22 protein-coding genes are annotated in these 18662 nt (G+C 63.2%); 9 read left to right on the top strand and 13 right to left on the bottom strand.

Annotation, left to right across the window (positions count from 1 at the left end; translation table 11 throughout):
• Positions 1–107: 107 nt before the first annotated feature.
• Together C7G41_RS01105 and ykgO are read right to left on the bottom strand one after the other, a co-directional pair.
• On the bottom strand, positions 108–746 hold the full coding sequence (locus C7G41_RS01105; RefSeq protein ID WP_106940855.1) for a tetratricopeptide repeat protein: 639 nt from the start codon (positions 744–746) through the stop codon (positions 108–110).
• A gap of 107 nt (positions 747–853) precedes the next feature.
• Complete coding sequence (ykgO, locus tag C7G41_RS01110; protein WP_006611362.1) at positions 854–979, bottom strand: type B 50S ribosomal protein L36; 126 nt, start codon at positions 977–979, stop codon at positions 854–856.
• A 308-nt stretch (positions 980–1287) separates the two neighbouring features.
• Between ykgO and C7G41_RS01115 the strand changes: the two genes are divergently transcribed.
• Positions 1288–2172, top strand: coding sequence for an amidohydrolase family protein (locus C7G41_RS01115; RefSeq protein WP_028157903.1), 885 nt, complete (start codon positions 1288–1290; stop codon positions 2170–2172).
• A gap of 106 nt (positions 2173–2278) precedes the next feature.
• Here C7G41_RS01115 and C7G41_RS01120 read toward each other — a convergent pair whose 3' ends face one another.
• Together C7G41_RS01120 and C7G41_RS01125 are read right to left on the bottom strand one after the other, a co-directional pair.
• A complete protein-coding gene (locus tag C7G41_RS01120; RefSeq protein ID WP_106940856.1) occupies positions 2279–2878 on the bottom strand; it encodes a hypothetical protein in 600 nt (199 codons plus the stop codon).
• Between the two features lie 221 nt (positions 2879–3099).
• Positions 3100–3447: a MerR family transcriptional regulator gene (locus C7G41_RS01125; protein WP_106940857.1), complete on the bottom strand. Its 348-nt coding sequence runs from the start codon at positions 3445–3447 to the stop codon at positions 3100–3102.
• Positions 3448–3531: 84 nt separating this feature from the next.
• Here C7G41_RS01125 and C7G41_RS01130 point away from each other — a divergent pair, with 84 nt between their 5' ends.
• The 3 genes from C7G41_RS01130 to C7G41_RS01140 all read left to right on the top strand — a co-directional run bounded on the left by C7G41_RS01130 (position 3532) and on the right by C7G41_RS01140 (position 5876).
• Positions 3532–4542, top strand: a complete 1011-nt coding sequence (locus C7G41_RS01130; protein ID WP_106940858.1) for an NAD(P)-dependent alcohol dehydrogenase — start codon at positions 3532–3534, stop codon at positions 4540–4542.
• 93 nt (positions 4543–4635) lie between these two features.
• A complete protein-coding gene (locus C7G41_RS01135; RefSeq protein WP_106940859.1) occupies positions 4636–5367 on the top strand; it encodes a haloacid dehalogenase type II in 732 nt (243 codons plus the stop codon).
• Positions 5368–5408: 41 nt separating this feature from the next.
• On the top strand, positions 5409–5876 hold the full coding sequence (locus C7G41_RS01140) for a YbaK/EbsC family protein (RefSeq protein WP_106940860.1): 468 nt from the start codon (positions 5409–5411) through the stop codon (positions 5874–5876).
• 98 nt (positions 5877–5974) lie between these two features.
• Here the strand turns inward: C7G41_RS01140 and C7G41_RS01145 are convergent, their stop codons facing one another.
• Positions 5975–6883: a sigma-70 family RNA polymerase sigma factor gene (locus tag C7G41_RS01145; protein WP_106941445.1), complete on the bottom strand. Its 909-nt coding sequence runs from the start codon at positions 6881–6883 to the stop codon at positions 5975–5977.
• Between the two features lie 16 nt (positions 6884–6899).
• A complete protein-coding gene (locus C7G41_RS01150) occupies positions 6900–7211 on the bottom strand; it encodes a hypothetical protein (protein WP_106940861.1) in 312 nt (103 codons plus the stop codon).
• A 153-nt stretch (positions 7212–7364) separates the two neighbouring features.
• On the opposite strand from C7G41_RS01150, the gene C7G41_RS01155 reads away from it, so the two are divergent.
• A complete protein-coding gene (locus tag C7G41_RS01155; RefSeq protein ID WP_106940862.1) occupies positions 7365–8252 on the top strand; it encodes an NmrA family NAD(P)-binding protein in 888 nt (295 codons plus the stop codon).
• Between the two features lie 84 nt (positions 8253–8336).
• Here C7G41_RS01155 and C7G41_RS01160 read toward each other — a convergent pair whose 3' ends face one another.
• Together C7G41_RS01160 and C7G41_RS01165 are read right to left on the bottom strand one after the other, a co-directional pair.
• Positions 8337–8684, bottom strand: coding sequence for a hypothetical protein (locus C7G41_RS01160; RefSeq protein WP_106940863.1), 348 nt, complete (start codon positions 8682–8684; stop codon positions 8337–8339).
• A 95-nt stretch (positions 8685–8779) separates the two neighbouring features.
• Positions 8780–9763 (bottom strand): tripartite tricarboxylate transporter substrate binding protein, encoded by a 984-nt coding sequence (locus C7G41_RS01165; protein ID WP_106940864.1) that lies wholly within the window; start codon positions 9761–9763, stop codon positions 8780–8782.
• Between the two features lie 154 nt (positions 9764–9917).
• Here C7G41_RS01165 and C7G41_RS01170 point away from each other — a divergent pair, with 154 nt between their 5' ends.
• The gene (locus C7G41_RS01170) at positions 9918–10175 is read left to right on the top strand and encodes a hypothetical protein (protein WP_106940865.1); all 258 of its coding nucleotides are present in this window, start codon (positions 9918–9920) and stop codon (positions 10173–10175) included.
• A gap of 116 nt (positions 10176–10291) precedes the next feature.
• On the opposite strand, the gene C7G41_RS01175 is transcribed toward C7G41_RS01170, so the two are convergent.
• Complete coding sequence (locus C7G41_RS01175) at positions 10292–11227, bottom strand: LysR family transcriptional regulator (protein WP_106941446.1); 936 nt, start codon at positions 11225–11227, stop codon at positions 10292–10294.
• 117 nt (positions 11228–11344) lie between these two features.
• Between C7G41_RS01175 and C7G41_RS01180 the strand changes: the two genes are divergently transcribed.
• Genes C7G41_RS01180 through wrbA form a run of 3 tightly spaced genes read left to right on the top strand, consistent with a single transcriptional unit; the run spans position 11345 to position 13481 of the window.
• Complete coding sequence (locus tag C7G41_RS01180; protein ID WP_106940866.1) at positions 11345–12097, top strand: SDR family NAD(P)-dependent oxidoreductase; 753 nt, start codon at positions 11345–11347, stop codon at positions 12095–12097.
• A gap of 36 nt (positions 12098–12133) precedes the next feature.
• Positions 12134–12832 (top strand): pirin family protein, encoded by a 699-nt coding sequence (locus C7G41_RS01185; RefSeq protein ID WP_106940867.1) that lies wholly within the window; start codon positions 12134–12136, stop codon positions 12830–12832.
• Between the two features lie 49 nt (positions 12833–12881).
• Positions 12882–13481 carry an NAD(P)H:quinone oxidoreductase gene (gene wrbA, locus C7G41_RS01190; protein ID WP_106940868.1) on the top strand — a complete coding sequence of 200 codons (600 nt, stop codon included), beginning with the start codon at positions 12882–12884 and terminating at the stop codon, positions 13479–13481.
• 263 nt (positions 13482–13744) lie between these two features.
• Here the strand turns inward: wrbA and C7G41_RS01200 are convergent, their stop codons facing one another.
• The 4 genes from C7G41_RS01200 to C7G41_RS01215 form a co-directional block, all read right to left on the bottom strand.
• Complete coding sequence (locus C7G41_RS01200) at positions 13745–14623, bottom strand: protein-L-isoaspartate O-methyltransferase (protein WP_106940870.1); 879 nt, start codon at positions 14621–14623, stop codon at positions 13745–13747.
• 75 nt (positions 14624–14698) lie between these two features.
• Positions 14699–15844: a GNAT family N-acetyltransferase gene (locus C7G41_RS37620; protein ID WP_199198068.1), complete on the bottom strand. Its 1146-nt coding sequence runs from the start codon at positions 15842–15844 to the stop codon at positions 14699–14701.
• A gap of 65 nt (positions 15845–15909) precedes the next feature.
• Positions 15910–17316, bottom strand: coding sequence for an O-antigen ligase (locus C7G41_RS01210; protein ID WP_106940871.1), 1407 nt, complete (start codon positions 17314–17316; stop codon positions 15910–15912).
• Between the two features lie 41 nt (positions 17317–17357).
• Positions 17358–18425 (bottom strand): glycosyltransferase, encoded by a 1068-nt coding sequence (locus tag C7G41_RS01215; protein WP_199198069.1) that lies wholly within the window; start codon positions 18423–18425, stop codon positions 17358–17360.
• Positions 18426–18662: the final 237 nt, after the last annotated feature.

Below are 18662 nucleotides of genomic sequence, written 5' to 3' on the forward strand. Positions count from 1 at the left end.
GAAGGTAGGCCTGCGGCGGTGCCACCCACACCCCTTGTAACGCGGCGCGTGTCATCGTGGTTAATCCGCCTGCGCCGCATTCGCTCGAGCAATGATCGACTTGTCCGCTAAATATCGCGGCCTTCGACCTTTTCGGTCAGCGCCTTGACCTGATCGGGGATCTTCTCGAGGTGCGGATTGACGGCGAGCGCCTTGCGGTAGGCCTCGAGCGCGCGCTTTTCGTCTCCGACCTCCTGCATGATCATGCCGAGGCCTGCGAGCGCGCCGAAATGGCGGGGCTCGCGGATCAACACCTCGCGGATGTCGGCGAGCGAGCGGCCATAATCGTTCTGCATGTAGTAGAGCGTCGCGCGACGATTCCAGGCCTCGATGTAGTCGGGCCTCAGCTTGACGACCGAATCCAGCAGCTTGATCGCAACCTCGATCTTCTTTGCGTCGACCGCGGTCTTGGCCCGCGCCATCAACAGCGCCGCAGTGTCGCTCGGGGTCTGGATCCAGATCGCCCAGATCCGCGCCTCGACATGCTTGGCGCTGGCTTCATCGGGCGCAGCTTTCAGCGCGCCGAACAGGAAATCGAGATTCTTGGTGCGATCGACCTTGGGCAGTTTGGCCGGCGCTTCCGGAAGTTTCTTCTGCTTGCCGGGCGGGGCCGGCGGATCAGCCTGCGCCAGCGCCGGAGCGAGGCCGGCGGCTCCCAACGCAAGAGCCAGACACAGGGTGCGCGCGACGAGGAATCTCACTGCCATGGTCGGAGTGTAAACGCGCAAAGCCGCCCTTGCATAGCAGGGGCGGCGTCAAACTCGTGTGAGACAGTGGTCTTGCGGGGCGCGCGCGCGGGCCCGGCAGGGCGAAATCAGCCCTGACGCGCCTTGAAGCGGCGCTGCACCTTGTTGATCACATAGACCCGGCCCTTGCGGCGGACCAGGCGGTTGGCGCGATGGCGACCGCGCAGCGATTTCAGCGAGTTACGGACCTTCATGGCAGAATCCTGAACGTTCGAAAGGCCGTGTTCGGCACTACCGTTTCGGCACGCGCGAATGAGGCAAAATAAGATTTTCCCGCCGGCGGATCGACCGCCCGGGACGGGGCGGTTCTTAAGGCATGGGAGGACCGGATGTCAATGTTAACTGCCCCGGTCCGGGTCAGCAAATTCTGGAAAACAACCCCATGCACAGTAGAAGCGGCCGGATCGGCCCAATCGGCATCTCTAACGGCGCCTGCCCCACAACTCCTTGCCAAATTCGTTATATCATATAATCAATTCGGTAACCCGTCGGGAGGAAACCCATGCCGAAGCTGAAGCTGCCCAATATCGACGACGTCGTCGCCATCGATATCCATACCCACGCCGAAGAGCCCTGCGGCACCCATCCCGACGACGGCTATGACGATTTTCAGGCGCAGATGGCGGACTATTTCAAGTCGCCGCACAAGCATCCCCCGACCGTGCCGGAGACCGCCGCCTACTATCGCTCCAAGAACATCGCCGCGGTGATCTTCCCGGTCGATGCCGAGCGCGAGACCGGCTTCCGCCGCTACAAGAACGAGGAGATGCTGGAGATCGCCTCCGACCATCTCGACGTCCTCATTCCCTTCGTCTCGATCGACCCGCACAAGGGCAAGCTCGGGGTGCGCGAGGCGCGCAAGCTGATCGAGGAATACGGGGTGCGCGGCTTCAAATTCCATCCGACCATGCAGGGCTTCTACGCCAACGACCGCATGGCCTATCCGCTCTACGAAGAGATCAACAATGGCGGCGCGATCGCGCTGTTCCACACCGGCCAGACCGGCGTTGGCTCGGGCATGCCCGGCGGCATGGGGATGCGGCTGAAATATTCCAACCCGATGTACATGGACGACGTCGCGGCCGATTTCCCCGACCTCAAGATCATCCTCGCCCACCCCTCCTTCCCCTGGCAGGAAGAAGCGCTGTCGGTCGCGACTCACAAGCCGAACGTCTATATCGACCTATCCGGCTGGTCGCCGAAATATTTCCCGCCGATCCTGGTGCGCTACATCAACTCGATCCTGCAGGACAAGATGCTGTTCGGTTCGGACTGGCCGGTGATCACGCCGGACCGCTGGCTGTCGGATTTCGCCAAGATCGAGATCCGCGACGAAATCCGCCCGAAGGTGCTGAAGGCGAACGCAAGGAAGATTTTGGGGATCTAGCGCGGACGCCCTAGGAAGCCGCTGGCGCGGCGGAGCACTGCTCGAGCCTCCGACGGCTAGCCAAGAGACCGCCTGGTGGCGGTCTCCGGAAGCTCACCGCGCCTGATCAGGCAGCTCTCTTGAAAGCCTCCCGCGCTGCCTCATTGGCGCGATCAAAGGTACGGCGGGTCTCGGTCAGGGCCGCCATGAGTGCGGACCATGAGTGCGTCCCGGCATCTTTGAGCTTGTCCAGTTTTTTCTCAGCCTCGATTGCATCGGCGCTCATGCGCGTCAGGGCGGCGTCAATGTCGCCACGATGCTCGGACGCAAGCTTGTTGGCATCGCTGCCGAGCTTGTCGGCCGCTTCGCGCCATGCCTTGAGCTGCGCATCGGCCTGCAGCTTGAACGTCGCCTGCTGATGCTCGATCTGCTTGCCGAAGCTTTCGACGTATTTTCCGACCTCGGCCTCGAATCCGCGCCAATCGGCATCGAGTTTCGATTTCACCTCGGTCCAGGCCGCCTCGCCCGCCTCCGACTGCTTCTTCAGGGTGTCCCGAAACTCGTCGCGCTGATTACAGAGATCCGCCAGGACTTTCGTGGCCTTCTCGCGGACATCGGACTGCACCTCGGCAGCCTTGGCCTGAAGTGCGGTCACCGTTGCTTCCATTTCGCCGAGACGCTCCTTTCCCCAATTCGTGAAGAAGTTGATGTTGCTGTGCGTGACCATTGTTTCATCTCCCATGGTTCGAATGGTACCGCCCCAACGTCTCGACTAGCACGCGGCGCCGGGTTCTTTCTTGACGTGAGTCAAGGCGCGTCGTTTGCTCCGTCAGCGGCCCACGCAGTCCGTTCTGGAAGGTCCCGCGTGGAAACCCGTACCGACGAACGGGGCAAGATCGACATCCGCAACACAAATGGACAGTAAGCTGATGGTCGCGTTGCGTCCGATCAGTTCACGCTTGCGAGGAAGCCGGCCAGAATTGTCCGGCTTTGGCTGAGCGTCTCGATACGTTCATCGATCAGGCCGACCTGCTGAGTGAGTATTTTTCGCAGCTCGTTGCACGGCGTGAAAGCTGGATCGTTGTTCCTTACGCAGGGGAGCAACCGCTTGATGGTTTCGAGCGTCATCCCCGCGCCGCCGAGCATCTTGATGCGGCGTACGGTTTCCTCTTCGGCCAGGCCGTAGTCGCGATAGCCGGAGTTCGTCCGCAGCGGCGCAAGCAGTCCTTCGCCCTCGTAGTAGCGCAGCATTCGGACGCTGACCCCCGTCCGTCGGGAGAGTTCGCCGATTTTCATCTGAAGCCTCTTGACCCTGACAGCACTGTCAGACCTTACAGACTTCGCTCGTCCAAGTGAATGCCACTTGTGAAGGGAGCAACGATGAAAGCCTACCATTTGAATGGCCATGCTGGTGCTGGCCGCCTTGCGCGCGTCGACGTCGGCAAACCCGAACCCGCCGATGGCGAGGTCCGCATCCGGGTCGAAGCGGTGAGTCTGAATTACCGCGACCTCCTGATCCTCGACCGTGCAGGCCAAGGCGAGCTCAACGGCCGTGTGCCACTCTCCGACGGCGCGGGTGTCGTTGACGCCATCGGCGCCGACGTCGCGCAATGGCAACTCGGAGACCGCGTCGCCGCATCGTTCTTCCGCGATTGGATCTCGGGGCCGTTCAAGTCCAGCTATATTCCGTCATCCCTCGGTGGCAACACGATGGACGGAATGCTGGCTGAGTATGTCGTGCTGCCGGCAACCGCGCTGGTGTCCGTGCCAGCACATCTGTCCTCGGTCGAAGCAGCGACCTTGCCCTGTGCCGGCGTGACGGCTTTCCACGGCCTCATCGCACGCGGCGGGATGCGCAAAGGCGACACGCTGTTGGTCCAGGGAACAGGCGGCGTCGCGCTGTTCGGGCTTCAATTCGCGGTGGCACTGGGTGCGCGCGCGATCGTGATATCTTCCTCCGACGAAAAACTCGCCCGCGCCAAGGCGCTGGGCGGCTCGATCCTCATCAACTACCGCGACACGCCTGACTGGGATGTCGCCCTGATGAAGGCAACGAATGGCGCCGGCGCCAGTCATATCCTCGAACTCGGCGGTCCCGGCACCTATGACCGATCGCTGCGATCGGTCGCTTCGGGTGGCAAGATCGTTCAGATCGGGGTTTTGACGGGGTTCGGCCCCAAGCCCGACCTCGCGCGCCTTCAATGGGAGAATGCCGACATCATCGGTGTCACCGTCGGGTCGGTCGAACACTTTGCCGCGATGAATCGCTTCCTGACCGAACATGCGATCCACCCGATCTCGGATCGGGTCTACGACTTCGACGACGTCCCCGAAGCATATGCGCACCTGCGGAGCGGCTCACATTTCGGCAAGATCGTGATCAGATTCTAGAAACCAGGGCTCCCAGTCGCGATTCCGTCTTGGATCGATATCGCGGCGCCTTGTATAGTCCGTGCACCGCAAAGATCCCGGAGGACAGGTCCATTGAGCCTCAAAGCCGTTGTCTTCGACGCCTACGGAACGCTCTACGACATCCAGTCGGTCGCCGAGATCACCGAGGATGCGTTTCCGGGTTACGGTGAGATCATCACGCAGATCTGGCGGATCAAGCAGCTCGAATACACCTGGTTGCGCTCGCTGATGCGGCGCTACCAGGACTTTGCGGGGATCACGCGCGACTCGCTTGCCTATACGTTGCGCGTGCTCGGGCTCGCTTACGAGAACGAGGCATTTGAGCGCGTGATCGAGAAGTACCTGCATCTCGATCTCTATCCGGATGCGGCGGCTGCGCTCACGGCGCTGAAACCGCGAAAGCTCGCCATCCTCTCCAACGGCAGTCCGGACATGCTGAATGCGCTCGTGCGCAACTCCGGCCTTGACGCCCTGCTCGACGCCACGATCAGCGTCGACGCCAATAAGATCTTCAAGCCGAGCCCGGAGGCCTATGAGCTGATCGGCGAGGTGCTCGGCACCGCGCCGGACGAGGTGTTGTTCGTCTCCTCCAATCCCTGGGATGTCGCGGGCGCGAAAGCGTTCGGACTGAACGTTGCCTGGATCGAACGGGTGACGCCCGAAGCGATGGCGCTGGCTTGCGTCGAGAACGAACTCGTGGCACCGCTAACGATGTTCAAGGCGATCCGCACCCAGATGGACGAGCTCGGCTTTGCGCCGGACCACCGCGTCCGGGCGCTCTCGGAGCTGCCAGGGATTGCTTAGGCATCGCCGCCCGCCCGTAGGTCTGGAATGAGCTGACTGGAATGAGCCTGGAATCTGTTCGCGCCTTCTTCGCTGAAAAAGCCCCCGACATCACCGTCATCGAATCCCCGATCAGCTCCGCGACAGTGCCGCTGGCCGCCGAAGCCTATGGCGTCGAACCCGGAATGATCGCCAAGACGCTGTCTTTGCGGATCGGCGAGCGCGTGATCCTGATCGTCGCGGCCGGCACCTCGCGCATGGACAACAAGAAGGTGAAGGCGGCGTTCGGCGGCAAGCCGAAGATGCTGGGGCTTGAAGAGGTCGCGGAGATCACCGGCCACGAGGTCGGCGGCGTCTGCCCGTTCGGACTGAAGGCGCCGCTGCCGGTCTATTGCGACGTCTCGCTGAAAGCGTTCGAAATGGTGGTGCCGGCCGCCGGCTCGACCCACAGCGCCGTGCGCATCGCGCCGGAGCGGATGGCGGAGCTCACCGCGGCCGAATGGGTCGATGTCTGCGAGCACAAGCCCTAGGGCGCGACAGGGCTCGTACCCATAAACGTCAGCAAGCTGGCGGTTCTGACCCGAACCAGGTCAGCCCAAGTCGCGTCTTTCTTGCTCGGGTCAGCCGTTCAGAGCGGGGTCCTCGGGCCGTCGGACGCGTCAAGAAACAAGATATCCGCAGACTCCGTGATGTAACCTACGTGGCGAAAATCGCGGATACCGGCGACCTGCTCGAGCCGCCAGTCCAGAAGAATGAAATAGCTTGGCGGCCCGTCAGGCTTCGCGTGATTGGTCACGATTACCGCAACGCGCTCTTCAACGACCCCCAAGCGGAGATACCAATCAGATACCCTCTCGTAATTTCCAAAGTACCGACCGGCTTCCGCGCCGCGCAGCCGGGTTCGTCCAACGAGCTCCACGCGAACGTCCTCTGCCAGCATGTTCCGAATGGAATCGAAATCACGGGCATTGAACCGGTCAACATAGGCTGAAAGGCGTCTCGTCTCTGCGACAGACAGCGTCGGCGGCGCCCGGTCATCCGGCTCCAGCGTGATGGTTCGCAGCCGCTGGCGACCCCGGTGAAGGGCGGCCTTGACCGCGGGGATGCTGCTCTCGGTTATGCCGCCGATCTCTTCGAGCGAATAGCCGAGGACGTCCATGAGAACAACGGCACTCCGCTCAGCCGCCGACAAGCGCATGAAGGTGCGCAATCCAGCCGCCGCCAATTGACGCTGTTGTATCGTGTCAATCTCGTCGGCAAGCGCTGGGAAGTCCTCATTTGCAAATGTCTTGTGCTGGCGGGTACGCTGACGCAAGAAGTCCATGGCCGCGTTGTGGGCGATACGAAATATCCAGCCTTCGATATTGTGTATGATAGCTGGCTGGCGCAACGACAGGACGGCCTTTGCCATCGCATCCTGCACGATGTCCTCGGCATCGATCACCGAGCCAGTCATCCGTGCGCAGTACCGGTGCAGCTTCGGCCTCAGCGTCGCAAGCACCCCATGAAGGTCGTCAGAGTCGATCTGTCCGCGCAAGCTGGTTTCGTCAGGACTAGCCCCCAAGGGACACCTTCTTTCCGACAGCAAATGGGTAGCTGCCGATAATGCCTGCTCTGTTCTGCAGCGGAACTGTCAGCCTCCTCGCGTCACCGTTGTGCTGAAAGGCTGCAAAAGCCTCCAGCCTCTTCAGCACGTCTGAGGGGTCAGAGACCAGATGGCAAAATGTGTCATCGTCCAGCTGAAAGACAAGATAATCGACGTCTTCTGGGGCGTTCGCGGCCAGTTCGCGAAAGACGGCTGCGATCAGGCCTTGATTCTCTTCAATTTTTTCAGGCTTCACTCGATATTGCACAAGCTTGAACATCGTCGGTTCGTCTCCTGATCTGGATGATCCCACAGCGAAGACGTACGACGAGCCGTAAAGGATTCCCGGCGCGATGCAAATATATGCTGCCCTGGAATCCTTTCGGCCAACTCGACCGTCTGATCCGAACCATTACTTCCAGATGGAGCGGACATGATCTTGATTACCGGGGCAGCCGGCCTGAGCGGATCGGCCATCGTCAACGAGTTCTCCCTGAACAGGGTGCCGGTACGCGCGCTCGTTCGCGATCGCATAAAGGCGGACGCGATCGCGAAATTGCTCGGAGTTGAAGTCGTGGAGGGCGACATGGACCGTCCCGAGACCCTCGGACCCGCGCTGGAGGGCATCGAGCAGGCCATGATGATCTCCAGTTCGAGCGCGACCATGGTCTCCACGCAAACGACCTTCATCGACGCTTGCCGGACGGCGGGCGTGAACCGTATCGTCAAGTTTTCCGGAAAAGAGTCCGGGATAGACTTCGACGCGGCAAAGTTTCCCTTCACCCGCATGCACGAAGAAATCGAGGACTATCTCGAAAACTCCGGTCTATCCTGGACACATCTGCGTCCGGCCCAATTCATGCAGGTTTATCTCCGGGCGTCCGCGACAATCGCGCAAAAAGGCATGCTCTTCCTGCCGCACGAGGAAGTGGCACTCTCCCCCGTCGACATTATGGATGTCGCAAAGATCGCGTTTGCGGTGCTGACGCGCGGTCGACGGGAGAACCTATCACTGGACATTACAGGGCCGCAGGCGCTGACCATGGCGGCGATCGCCAAAATAATCGGTGAGGCCATTGGCAAACCCGTTCGTTATCAATCGATCGATCCCGAAGAGCACCGCCGCGTGATGGCCGCTGCCGGCCTGCCCCGATTCATGATCGACGCGCTCAGCGAACAAGCAGCCGAACGGCGGAGGCATCCGGTATCCGCAATCAACCTTGGAGCACACGAAGCTTTCGGAATTGAGCCGACCCGGTTCGAGCAGTTCGCAAAGCGTCACGCGGCAATATTCCGCGGCGACAGTCGTTCCCCTTCCTGACGTGATTTAGGCACGCAAGGATGCCTAACTTGCAACAGGCACTACGTCCGTGCGGACTGATCGGGTTTATGTGTACACGCCCTATTAATCCTCGTCGTGAGGCCTGGGCTGGGTCGCCGTAGGCGGCGGCGCAGCATTGTATCGTGGCACGGGCGCGGCGCGATTGCCCGGAACCTGCTGCTGGGGCGGCATCTGGTTGTTGGACTGGAACACCGCGCGACAACCGCTGGAGAGCTGCGGCGTGTTCTGCCGCAAGCAGGCCGTGATGCGGCTCACATCAGGGATCTGGTCGCTGCACAGCCGCCACACATCCGGCGTGCAGGCCATCTGCTGCTCCATGGTTCCGCGATACTCTTCAGCGGATGCAGCGCCCTGCGCGACGATACCGCCGATCGCAAGCGCCACACCCAGCGCAATCCGCTCTGTTCGCATGTCCGATTCCTTCGCGAGTCTCTCGAATTCTGTTCAATCAATGAGACGCGGAGAGGTTCTGGACCAACAAAAAATTGTGAAAACGGGTCGGGAACCTATTCGACCTTGCCGATCTTCTTGACCGCCGCAATCAGCCGCGCGCTGTCGACCGCCACGAACTGGGCAAACGCCGGCGCGTCCTGATAGGCGACGAGACTGCCCGACGTTTCGAAGGCCTTGAGCACGTCGGGGCTCGTCATCACCTGCGCCATCGCTTCGCGCAGGCGGGTCGCGATCGGGGCAGGAAGAGCACTCTGTGCAAAGAGCCCGGCCCAGATGTACATCTCGACGTCCTTGTAGCCGAGCTCCTGGAAGGTCGGAACGTCGGGGAAGCTTGGGATGCGCTTGGCGCCGCAATTGCCGAGCACGCGCAGCTTGCCGTCGTCGACCTGCGGCTTCAGCGTGCCGGGTGCGGCGGCGATCGCCTGTACGGTGCCGCTGAGCAGCGCGGTGAGCGCCGGTCCGGCGCCGCGAAACGGCACATGCAGCAGCTTGATGTCGGCGCTGCTCGCAAACATCTCCATCGCCACATGCAGTGTGCCGTAAGGCCCGGACGAGCCATAGGTGATCTGGCCGGGACGCTTCCTGGCATCCTCGACGAAATCCTGCGCCGTCTTCCACGGCGCCGAGGCCGGCACCGCGAGCAGCGTGGGATCGGCCAGCACCCGGGCAATCGGCATGAACTGCGAGACCTCGTAGGCGACCGGACGTTCGAACAGCCGGTCGGCCTCGGGCAGGACCGCGAGCGAGGACAGCGTCATCAGCAGCGTGTAGCCGTCGGGCTCGGCGCGCGCCGCCGCGGCATTGCCGACGGATCCTCCGCCACCGCCGGCGCGGTTGTCGACGATGACCGCCTTGCCGAGGATTCGCTCCAGCGCCTGTGCGACGGGGCGCGCCGCGAGATCCGCCTGGCCGCCGGCCGGAAACGGCACGATCATGGTGACATTGCGGGCGGGATAGGCTTGCGCGAAAGCCGCGCTCGACAACGCAGGCAACAACGGCAATGCGGCAGCGGCGCGCAGGACATCGCGTCGATCCATGGCAGATTCCCCCCTGTTTTCTTGTTTCGCTGCCAGCCTAGCGTGACCGTCCGCAAGAACAAGCCGCGCGGCGGGATTAACGAAGCATTATCCATGTTCCGCCCCGTCAGGAACGCCCCCTCGACTCTACCGTTGCCTCCCAGGGAGTGGAGCGATGAACAGACTTCAGACCATTGACGTGGCGCTGGACGAGATGCTGGTGAATCTCGCCGCTATCGTCTTGCGACTTTCAAAGCCCGAATTGACGCGAACGCCGGAAGCGCGACGCGCATTGGCGCAATCCGTGCATCAATACGCAATCTGCGCGAAGCGCTCGGACGACCCGCGTGTTCATGAATTGAAGTCGCAGCTGGAAGAGACGTTGAAGCCGAGCCTGCGCGTGGTCGCGCGTAATGGTGAGAAGGTGTCTTAGTCCAACCCCGTCATTGCGAGCGAAGCGAAGCAATCCAGAATACCTCCGCGGAGACAGTCTGGATTGCTTCGTCGCTTCGCTCCTCGCAATGACGGAGGCCGCTTAAGCAGCTTGGTCTACGGCGGCTTTGCTTTTCCGCGCACCCGCCGCTTGCACGTACCCGGCAGCTTCGCCGCGAGAAAATCGCCGAGTACCTCGACGCGTGCGGGGCGCGGGCCGCCAGGTGGCGTCACCAGATGCACGGCGCCTTCGACCTGCTTCCAGTCCTTCAGGATCACTTCGACCTCGCCGGAGGAGATGGCGTCGCCGACGATGAATTCCGGAAGGTCGGCGATGCCGAGGCCGGCGATCAGCGCCGGCATCACCGCTTCGCCGTTGTTGACACGGAGCTGTCCGCCCGGACGCACGCTGGCCTGCTCGCCGGCCGAGTTGGTGTAGTGCCAGACGTTGGGCGTCGAGAGATAGGCGTAGCTGAAACATTTGTGCGCGGCCAGATGCATCGGATGCGTCGGCCGCCCGTGTTGCTCGAGATATGAGGGCGCGGCCACCGTGAAACGCGGCATGGTGAAGAGCTGCCGCGCAATCAGCGAGGAGTCCGGCAGCCGCGCGATCCGCACCGCCATGTCAAAGCCCTCGCCGATCAAGTCGATCGTCGCATCGCTCAGATGCAGATCGACCGAGACCTCCGGATAGGCCTCGAAGAACTCCGGCAGCAACGGCGCCACCGCCTTGATCCCGAACGACATGGGCACGGCGAGCCGCACCAGGCCCCGCGGCGCGACCGATTGCGCCAGCGCCTCGTTCTCCGCCGCCTCGCCGTCGGACAGCAGGCGCGTCGCACGCTCAGCGAGCTTATGCCCGGCATCGGTCAGCGCGAGCCGGCGTGAGGTGCGGTTGAACAGCCGGGCGCCGAGCCGCTCTTCGAGGCGCGTGACCGCCTTGGACACCGTCGCCTTGGACATAGCGAGCTCGCCCGCGGCCCCCGCAAACGACCGTAATTCCACGACTTTTGCGAAAATCGCGAGCGCCTCGAAATCGGGGAGTTTGGCCATGAAAGCGGATCCCATTGGGTTGTTTATGGAAACAATGCGTTTCAACAGTTTCTATTTCTATACCACAAACGGAGGCTTATCCAAGGGCCATCAGAAATTCAGGAATGGAGAAATCCAATGACCAAGAAGCTCTCAGGCAAGGTTGCCCTCGTCACCGGCGGCTCGCGCGGTATCGGCGCGGCCTCTGCCCGCGCACTCGCCAACGAAGGTGCGGACGTCGCCATCAGCTATGTCGCCTCGCCCGAAAAGGCGGAGGCGGTCGTCACTGAGCTGAGGGCCAAGGGCGTCAAGGCCCGCGCCTTCAAGGCTGATCAGGCCTCGGCCAAGGACGTGACGCAGCTCGTCAACGACGTCGCAAAGGAATTCGGCCATCTCGACATCCTCGTCAACAATGCCGGCGTTGCGAGCGGCGGCGCGATCGACGATGCCAAAGCCGACACGGAAGCGCTCGCCCGACAGGACGCCATCAACGTGCATGGCGTGATCGCGGCGATCCGCGCTGCCTCGCAGTTGATGGGTGAAGGCGGCCGCATCGTCACTGTTGGTTCGATGCTTGCCGACCGCGCCTCGTTCCCGGGTCTTGCAGACTACGTCGCCACCAAGGCCGCCGTAGTCGGCTACACCAAGGGCGCAGCCCGCGACCTCGGCCCGCGCGGCATCACCGTGAATGTGGTGCAGCCCGGCTCGATCGACACCGACATGAATCCGAAGGACGGCGGCGAGTTCGCCGAGACCCAGCGCAAGCAGCACGCGCTGCAGCGCTTCGGCCGCCCCGAGGAAGTCGCGGCCGGAATCGTCTTCCTCGCAAGCCCGGAAGCCTCCTTCGTCACCGGCACGGTGCTCAACGTCGACGGCGGTTTCGGCGCCTGATCAAGGCGCCGCCCGCTCAAACAAGGAATTACGCAGATGATCGAACTCAGACCCTTCGCAAAGCTCGGCGGCGCCGATCACGGCTGGCTCAACGCCAAGCATCATTTCTCCTTCGCAAGCCATTATGACCCCGACAACATGGGTCACGGCGCCTTGCGGGTGTGGAACGACGACGAGATCGCGCCGAACACCGGCTTTCCCGCCCATCCCCACGCCAACATGGAAATCATCACCTATGTGCGCGAGGGCGCGATCACCCATCAGGACAGCCTCGGCAACGAAGGCCGCACTGAAGCGGGAGACGTGCAAGTGATGAGCGCCGGCAGCGGCATCCGCCACTCCGAGTACAATCTCGAGCCGACCAAGACACGCATCTTCCAGATCTGGATCGAGCCGACCGCGCGCGGCGGGCAGCCGACCTGGGGCTCGAAGCCGTTTCCGAAAGGCGACCGCTCGGGCAAGCTCGTCACCATTGCGAGCGGCTTCGAGAATGACACGGACGCACTGCCGATCCGCGCCGATGCGCGGGTGCTCGCCACCACATTGAAGGCGGGCGAGAGCGCGGAGTACGTGCCGCACAAGACGCGGCACCTTTATCTCGTGCCCGCGGCGGGATCGATCGAGATCAACGGCGTGCGCGTCAACGCCCGCGACGGCGCCGCGATCCGCGACGAGGACAGGCTGACGATCACGGCACTGGAAGATTCCGAGATCGTGCTCGTCGACGCGGCTTAAGCGCCACTCTCACAGAGCAACTCTACTCATTTTTCAACGGAGACCACCAATGACCAAAGTTCTCGTCCTGTATTATTCCGCCTATGGCCACATCGAAGCGATGGCCAATGCCGTCGCCGAAGGCGCGCGCGAAGCCGGCGCCACCGTCGACATCAAGCGCGTGCCCGAGCTGGTGCCGGCCGAGGTCGCCAAGGCCTCCTATTACAAGGTCGATCAGGCTGCCCCCGTCGCGACGATCGATGACCTCGCGAACTACGACGCGATCATCGTAGGCACCGGAACCCGCTTCGGCCGGATGGCTTCGCAGATGGCGAACTTCCTCGACCAGGCCGGCGGGCTCTGGGCCAAGGGTGCGCTGCACGGCAAGGTCGGCGGCGCCTTTACGTCGAGCGCGACCCAGCATGGCGGCCAGGAGACGACGCTGTTCTCGATCATCACCAACCTCTTGCATTTCGGCATGATCGTGGTCGGCCTGAACTACGGCTTCGCGGGCCAGATGAAGCTCGATGAGGTCACCGGCGGCGCGCCCTACGGCGCCACCACGATCACCGGCGGCGACGGCAGCCGGCAGCCCAGCGCCAACGAACTCGCCGGCGCACGCTATCAGGGCCGCCAGATTGCTGAGACCGCCAGGAAGCTGCATGGCTGAGCACGGTTAAGCTTTACGTCCGAACCACTGCATGGCAGGTGCGATCTGGGCGGCATTCTCTTCTGGGGATGCCGCCCCATCTCTGTGATCAGGATATTTCACCAAAAGCGATACGAATGGCTTTCGAACTCTTGTTGATCGCGCAGATGATCCGCAGGCCCGCTCAGGCGTTGGCGCGGCGCTGGTATTGCCGCAGCCTGTTCAAGGCCTCACGCGGCCGCTTTCACTGTGCCGGCTGCGCGAAGTCATGATGGCTCTAGCCACTAGGCCTGCGTGATGTCCGCGTTGGGCTTGATGGGCGCAGTCGCGACAGGCGCCGTCGACAGCCACCAGCCCTCACCGGCGAACCAGCACGTCTCGTCGGGAGCGCCCTCTCTCCTCAACGACTGCACACCCTCCCATCCTCCTGCGAAGGCCTCGGCCAGTCGCCGGGCGGCATCCGCATCCTGCAATCCGGCGCAGCCGATGAATTGGGCACGTCCCAGGAATTTGGCGGGCCAGGCTGCACCCTCGTCCGGGCGCGTGACCATCAGCATGCCGCCGAGGATGCCTTCGGGCGCGAGCGGAAACACCAGCCGCCCGCCGGGCCGCAGCGCATCGAGCCATTCGGTGGCCGGCTGCGCCGCGCCCGCGCAGACATAGATCACGTCGGCCTTGAGCAGATCGGACGCGATGCCCGTACGGTCACGCACATCCACATAGGCGATGTCCTTCAGATTCTCGCGCGCGAGCCCTGCTAGACGTTCGTCGATCTCATAGGCATGGACGCGGCCGCCAGGGCCGACGAGATGCGCGAGGATCGCGGTGTAATAGCCGCTGCCCGCGCCGATCTGGACCACGGTCTCGCCTTCCTTCACCGCGCAGCCGTCGAGCCAATGGGCGTGCGCACCGGGCATCCCGATATTGAGACCTCGCGCGCTGTCGAGCGCGAGCAGCGTGTTCTGATAGACGAAGGCGGGATCGTCATCCGGCGTCACGACATAGGGGTGGCTGCCAACCGAGATCGACCACGGCCCGGGTCCGACGAACGGCTCGCGCCTGACGGTGCGAAAGGCTTCCTCGATACGAGGGTCCGCGGCCCTCGCCGCGGCACAGATCAACTGCGCATAGAATGCGCGATATTTTGCCGAACGATCTTCCATGTCGCCTCCGGAAAACAGGCGACGATAACACAACGATTGCGATAATCGAGTGACCCTGCAATCCAGGGCAGCGCTTCAGCGCGTCCCCTTGCCCAACGCCCGCGCCGCGACAGCGGCAAGCCTTGGGTGGCGACGCAGGCCCTGCGCGGCGTGGTCACGCCACGCGAAGGGCATGCCGCGCCAGGACAGCGCGACGCTGACATCGGTCAACGGCACCGGCTCGGCGCCGAAACGGCGCTTGTAGTCCTGGTTGCCGATGCTGAGGTCAAAACGGCGCGCGCCCTCCGCATGCAGCGCTGCCATGGTGCGCTCGGTCACGAGCAGCCCCGGCGAGCAGCTCGACCAGGATTCGCCGGCGTGGCTGATGCGCAGGAGAAAATAGGTCGCACCGAACCTGACGCCGAGCGTGGTGGCGACGACGGCCTCGTCGCAGACCAGCGCCGAGATGACGGCGTAACCGTCCGCGACACCCTGACGGGCGACCTCGCGATAGAACTGCGCATGGGTTTCGTCGTTAAGGACGAAGCGCGAACCCAGCTTTCGCATGCGTGACTGCTGCTGGACATCCATCACGTCCAGCAGCTCGCGCGCACGCGCGACATCAGTGGCGATCTCGAACCGCGCGCCGGCGTGACGGCTGAAGACGCGCCAGCAGCGTGGCATCTGCATGCGCTTGATCGAGGCCTGGTAATCTTCATAGTCGTCGCCGGTCAGCACGAGGTTGCCGTTGAGCGAGCAGGATCCGATCCGGCCGAGCGACACCAGCGGGTTCGGGTTGCCGCCGACATGGGCCGGCATCTTCTTCAGGCGCAGCAGATCGAAGCCGTCCGGCAATGCGCGCAATGCGTCGATCAGCGCGCTACCGATCGCATCCGTCGCCGCCGCGTCCAACGTGGCATCGAGCGCCAGGATCGGCGCGTTGTTGTCGGAGACGCCGAGATCGGCGAATTCGACGATGCGGATGCCGCGCCTGAGGTGGCTGATCATCGGCACCATTGCGATGTCCCTGCCGGTCGTGGCATCGGAGATCAATGCAATCAGCGGCGAGAGATCGCGGAATGCCTCGTACCAGGCGCCGAGCCAGTATCCATGCTGGAATGCGGTGCGATGGCCTGCGTTCAGGCGCGACGCGGCCCGCCGCCAGTCACGCACGAAATCGACCGCGATTCCCGACGTGCTGGACACAAGACCATCTGGTTGCTCGACGCTGAGGATCGTCATCCGCGGGACATACGATTACTGGGTGTTTCCAGATAGATTATGTTTTGTCGCGGCCACAAGGGACCTCACTGCTTATCGTTAAGCCGATGCCACTGCAGCCGCACCGGCTCCGACGAGCCGTCAGGGTCCGGTTCCCTTTCCGCGACGCATTGGAACCTGGCCAGGAAGTGCAGGCCGGCCACGGCAACGGCGAACATGAACCAGATCGGATTCTGCCGTTCGAGCAGGAAGGTCTCGGTGGCCCCGTAGTACAGGCCGAACAGCCACACGGTCAGGAACAGCTTTGCCAACGCACCGCTGCGGTTGTGAGTTCGGGCCGACTGGAAATTGCCGAGCGGCGCGAGCACGAAGACGAGGATCACCAGCAACAGCCCCGGCAGGCCGATGGTGACCGCGAGGTCGAGATAGCTGTTGTGGCTGTGCGCCGCGCTCGTTGCCCATTCGGCGCCCTGGGTGGTCTGCCGCGCGGTCACGTCGTCCCAGAACGCGGCATAGCCGTGACCGAGGATCGGCTTCTCGGCGACGGCTGCGAGCGCGAACTCCCAGATGGCGGAACGGCCGGTGAAGGTGGGATCGAGCGGAAGCAGCCGCGTCATCGCGCCGAGCGCCGGGCTCAGGACGCTGCCGACCGTCAGCAGGTTCATCACGATCAACGGCACGAAGCAGATGATCCGCTTCAGCCACAGGCTCGGCGTGACACAGACCAGCGAGGCGAGCGCGTAGATCGCAAGGCACAGCACCGACGACGTCTTGCCGCCGGTGAAGATCAGGAAGAGTCCGGCCAGCGCGGCGATCGCCGGGCCCATCACGAACGAGCCGACGGCAGACAGGTAAATGCCGACATAGACCAGGATGGTCATCACCGGCGAGGCGATGTTCTTGTGGCCAAAGCTGCCGCGCCAGTCGCCGGCCAGTTGCGGCTCGGTGACGTCGAGTGCGGTGTGGATCGAGTATTGCGGCGCCATGAAGACGCCGAGATAGCAGAGGGCAAGCAGTGCGAGCGCGGCACCCCCGAGACACAGGTTGAAGCTGCGCTGCGTCGGCGGCAGCAACGGCAACAGCACCGCGAGCGACATCACGCTGGCAGCGAGCACGAAGCGCTGCATCGAGACTCCGCGATTCTCGGAGAAGACGATGTTGATCAACAGCCAGCCGAGCAGGCAGAGATGCAGCGGCGTCACCAGGGTCTTCAGCGCCGGCGCATCCGTTGCGGCGACCAACAGGACCGCGACCGCGGCCAGCAAGCCCCAGGAGACATAGGTGAGCGCCAATCGCCCCCCAACCACGGTGGCGACATCCTCGCTGCGCAGGTCCGGAAACGGATCGAGCGTCACCAGCACGAGGAGCAGCGCTGCGACCGCGACGAGGCAGCGCGCCGCCCGCACGGCGTTGACCCCCGCAAACCCATCGCGCAGGACGTCGCCGAACGATCGGGCCTCGACGTCGGTCATGTCAGTGGCGCTGCGATCCATGGCTCGAGGCTGGTGGTGAAGCCGGAGGGAAGCTCCAAGTCTTAGCCGGTCCCTGTTAAGCATCCGTCAACCAGTCCAGCGGGGCTCTGCGGCACCGCCTTCTGCCGCACGATGCTTCGCGCGATCTCGTAATATTGCAGCGCGCGTTGTTCCAGCGTTAGATTGTCGAGCACGAAGCCGCGCGGATCGAACGTATCCGCGGCGCACCCGGCCCAGAACTGGTCCCACCCCGCCTCGAACCCCGCGATGTCGACGAACTTGGCGCCGCAACGATCGTCCCAGTACGGCACCGACGACACCGGTGCGAACTGGACGCGGTGCGGATAATAATCGGGGTCCCGCCAGGGGCCGCCGGGATCCCAGGCGAGCACCGGCACGCCGCAAGACAATGCCTGCTGATAGGCGATGCCCTGGCTCTCGTTCTGGCACAGGAAGATCATCGCACGCGACTGCGCGAGCGCGGCCCGATAGTCTTCCTCCTTGTAGCTGCCGTACCGCAGCTCGGTGAACGAGCGGCCTTCCCTCGTGAGCCGGGCGCGGACGGGTTCGATCAGCTCCGGCGCGTAGCGCTCGCGGTCCCAGTGCACCTTGTCGTAGATCAGGACGTCAACGCTCTTTTGCGACCTCGGCGAGGGTGCCCAGAGATCCGTGTCGATGCCGATCGGCCAGGCCTCCGTGTCGGGCCAATGCGGCCGATACATGTCGGCGTACCACGGGCCGGGCACCACGACCTTCTTGACCGGCAGGCGCTTGAACAGATCGGGATCGTCGAGCGGATGATTGTGGGCGGCGACCCCGAGCAAGATCGGATTTTTCCAGGCAAACTTGTCGAGCAGGAAGGTGCGGCCGATGATGCAGGCGAGTTCGCCCGGATGCCGCGCGATGTAGCCATAGTCGTTGACGCGATAGCGGATACCGAGCCGATCGAGCCCCGCACAGAGATTGAGGAACACGCGGAGCTGCCCGCTCATGCGCGGCTCGCCGAGCAGCATGCGACGCGCCACGCGCCGCAGATGCCGGTCACCGGGAAACCAGCGATCGTCCTTGTCCTCGTAGAAAAGGTTGAGGACCATGTCGTCGGGATCGTAGTCGAATGTCTTTGCGGGCACTGGGGTCCATCCGCGGCGGTCTGGTGCGCATTCTCGCATGGGACCGGCTGTCGCACTCTTCCAAATTTGCCACAGGCTTAATGCCGGCGGCTTAACGCTAATTGACGAAACCAACGCTGCGGCAGTCTTCGCGGCGACGTTTTTTTCCCGATGCGAGTATCATCGGCGACGGCCAAGGTTGCGATTGATCGCATTGTCCAACTCTCAGATGCGCCCTGGTTAACAGACGGTTAAAGG

The organism is Bradyrhizobium sp. MOS002, assembly GCF_003020115.1.
Taxonomy (GTDB): Bacteria; Pseudomonadota; Alphaproteobacteria; order Rhizobiales; family Xanthobacteraceae; genus Bradyrhizobium.